Raw genomic sequence first — 2,759 nt, forward strand, 5'->3', positions numbered from 1 at the left:
ACGCAACTATTATTTGCAACTTAGTTGCATTACAATGCGACCGACACAATTCACAAACCTCTCCGTCACGTCGATCAGGCTTGTATTACCGCGCCAGCTGCTGCCGCCAGCCGCACGGGCCACGAACATGACGTCGGAAAAATCACCAACATCGTTCCCGGGGAAATCATCGTTCCATGAAAAATAACGCCATCCGCTTTGCGGTATTGAGCCTGATCGCCTGTGCGCAGACCAGTCACGCGCAAGCGCAATCCGCCACCGCCACTGCTCCGGCCGGTTCCGCCAACCCGCCGTCCTCGGTGCTGCAAACCATCACCGTCACCGAAGGCAGCGACAAGGAACAATATCGCCAGTCACGCAGCAGCAGCGCCACGCGCACCGATACTCCCTTGCAGGAACTGCCGCAGTCGGTGCAGGTGGTGTCGCGCCAATTGATGGACGACCTGCACGCCACCCGCCTGGACGACGTGCTGCCATACGTCAGCGGCGTCGCGCGCCAGAACAATTTCGGCGGACTGTGGGACAACTATTCGGTGCGTGGTTTTTCCGGCAATGAAAACGGCGGCTTGAATATCCTGTGGAACGGCTTCGCATCCAATCGCGGCTACTCACCGCCGCGCGACGTCGCCAACGTGGAGCGCATCGATTTCCTGAAAGGCCCTTCGGCCGCGCTGTACGGCAGCAGCGAGCCCGGCGGCACGCTCAACGTCGTGACCAAGAAGCCGCAGTTCAAGGCCGCCAACGCCCTCGACCTGTCGATCGGCAGCAATGACTTTTACCGTAGCGCGATCGACTCGACCGGCGCGCTCGGCAACAATGTGGCCTACCGCCTCAATGCCGCCGCCGAGAGCAAGGGCGGCAGCCGCGACAACGTGCGCAGCAAACGCGAATTCGTGGCGCCGGCATTCACCTGGCTGCTCGGCAACCACACCACGCTCAACTACGAGGCCGAGTTCTTGCGCCAGATCGCGCCGATGGATCGCGGCATCGTCGCCGTCAACGGCCGTCTCGATGCACTGCCGGCGTCGCGCTTCCTCGGCGAGCCGAACGACGGCAATCTCAAGATGGACAACCAGAACCATCAGCTCACGCTGGAACACCAGATCAGCGAGCAATGGCATCTGCGCACCGGCGTGTTCCACAAGCAAGGCACGCTGGACGGCTACTCGACCGAAGCCTCGTCGCTGCGCGCCGACAATGCCACGCTGTGGCGCCAGCGCCGCTATCGCGATTTCTCGTGGCACGACACGTCGCTGCAGGCGGAGATCGGCGGCAAGTTCGATACCGGCGGCATCGGCCACGAGATCCTGACCGGCGTCGAAGCCGACCGCATGACGCTCGACCAGCGCCTGCTGCGCATCAACCCGAGCGCCGGCGCACCGTATGCCATCGACGTCAACAATCCGCTCTACGGTCAGCCCCAGCCGACGCCGCCGGCCAACACCGACACCGCCGAACGCCAGACCAGCACGGCGCTGTTCCTGCAAGACCAGATCAGCCTGGCGCAACGCTGGCGCTTGCTGGCGGGCGTGCGCTTCGACAGCTTCCGCTCGACGCTGGACAACCGTCGCCTTGGCACCAGCGCGCGCCAGGACAAGAGCGCCAGCTCGCCGCGCCTTGGCCTGACTTACCTGGCGACGCCGTCGGTGTCGCTGTACGCCAGCATCGGCAAGTCGTTCCGTCCGAACAGCGGCAGCGACTCCGGCGGCAATGCCTTCAGCCCGGAGACCGCGCGCGCCGCCGAAGCCGGCCTTAAATACGAGAGCAGCGATCAGCTGGCCGGCGCCACGCTGGCGGTGTTCAACATCACCAAGCGCAACGTGCTGACGGTCGATCCGGTCAATACCTCCTACAGCATCGCCGCCGGCGAAGTGCGCAGCCGCGGCGTCGAACTCGATTTCAACGGCAAGTTCGCGCGACACTGGCGCGTCACCGGCAACCTGGCCTACACCGATGCCGCCGTGACCAGGGACAACACGCTGGCGGTCGGCGCACGCCTGATCAACGTGCCGCGCACCTCGGGCAGCCTGCTGGCGGTGTATGAAGACGTCGACGTGCGCGCGGCGCCTATGGCGTGGGCGGCGGCGCCAGCTATGTCGGCGCACGCACCGGCGATGCCCGAGGCAGCTTCATGCTGCCGGCTTACGTGACGGCGAAGGCCCTGGCTTACTGGCAATTCACGCCATCCATGCGCTTGTCGCTGGATGTCGCCAATCTGTTCAACAAGCACTACTACGCCAGTTCCTACAGCAACGTCTGGATTGCGCCCGGCGACGCACGCTCGGCCATGCTCGGCCTGAACATCAGGTTCTGAACATGATCCGATGCCAACCCCTCGGCTGATGTGCCCGGAATCTCTTCCTGAGATTCGCCCGGGCTTTACACCAGACCACCATTGGCGCGCAGCGTCTGGCCGTTGACCCAACCATCCGGCGCAGCCAGATACGTCACTGCCTTGGCGATGTCTTCCGGCGTACCCAGGCGTTCCAGCGGCGCAGCCTTGGACATGCGCTCGACGACGTCCGGGGTCTTGCCGTTCAGGAACAGCGCGGTCGCGGTCGGCCCCGGCGCGACGGCGTTGACGGTGATCTGCTTGCCGCGCAATTCCTTGGCGAAGATGTTGGTCATCACTTCGATGGCGCCCTTGGTGGCGGCGTACACCGCATAGCCGGGCAGCGCCAGGCCGATCACGCTGGTCGAAAAATTGACGATGCGGCCGCCTTGTTGCAGGTGGGCGGCGGCGGCGCGCATCGTGTTGA

Annotated in this window: 4 protein-coding genes; 3 read left to right on the forward strand and 1 reads right to left on the reverse strand. The window is 64.4% G+C overall.

Annotated elements, in window-relative coordinates:
* The 3 genes from HLUSI_RS34480 to HLUSI_RS34705 form a co-directional block, all read left to right on the forward strand.
* Positions 1-187, forward strand: a 187-nt coding sequence (locus HLUSI_RS34480) for a hypothetical protein (RefSeq protein WP_238534067.1), incomplete at its 5' end; no start/stop codon positions are given.
* Positions 177-2,150 (forward strand): TonB-dependent siderophore receptor, encoded by a 1,974-nt coding sequence (locus HLUSI_RS30240; protein ID WP_269147435.1) that lies wholly within the window; start codon positions 177-179, stop codon positions 2,148-2,150. The genes HLUSI_RS34480 and HLUSI_RS30240, both read left to right, overlap by 11 nt.
* Positions 2,132-2,314 carry a hypothetical protein gene (locus HLUSI_RS34705; protein ID WP_330987199.1) on the forward strand — a complete coding sequence of 61 codons (183 nt, stop codon included), beginning with the start codon at positions 2,132-2,134 and terminating at the stop codon, positions 2,312-2,314. Before HLUSI_RS30240 ends, HLUSI_RS34705 begins: the two co-directional genes overlap by 19 nt.
* A 65-nt stretch (positions 2,315-2,379) precedes the next feature.
* On the opposite strand, the gene HLUSI_RS0122815 is transcribed toward HLUSI_RS34705, so the two are convergent.
* Positions 2,380-2,759 (reverse strand): SDR family oxidoreductase (locus HLUSI_RS0122815; RefSeq protein ID WP_016836149.1); only part of this gene is annotated, 380 nt, incomplete at its 5' end.

The organism is Herbaspirillum lusitanum P6-12, assembly GCF_000256565.1.
Classification (GTDB): Bacteria; Pseudomonadota; Gammaproteobacteria; order Burkholderiales; family Burkholderiaceae_D; genus Herbaspirillum; species Herbaspirillum lusitanum.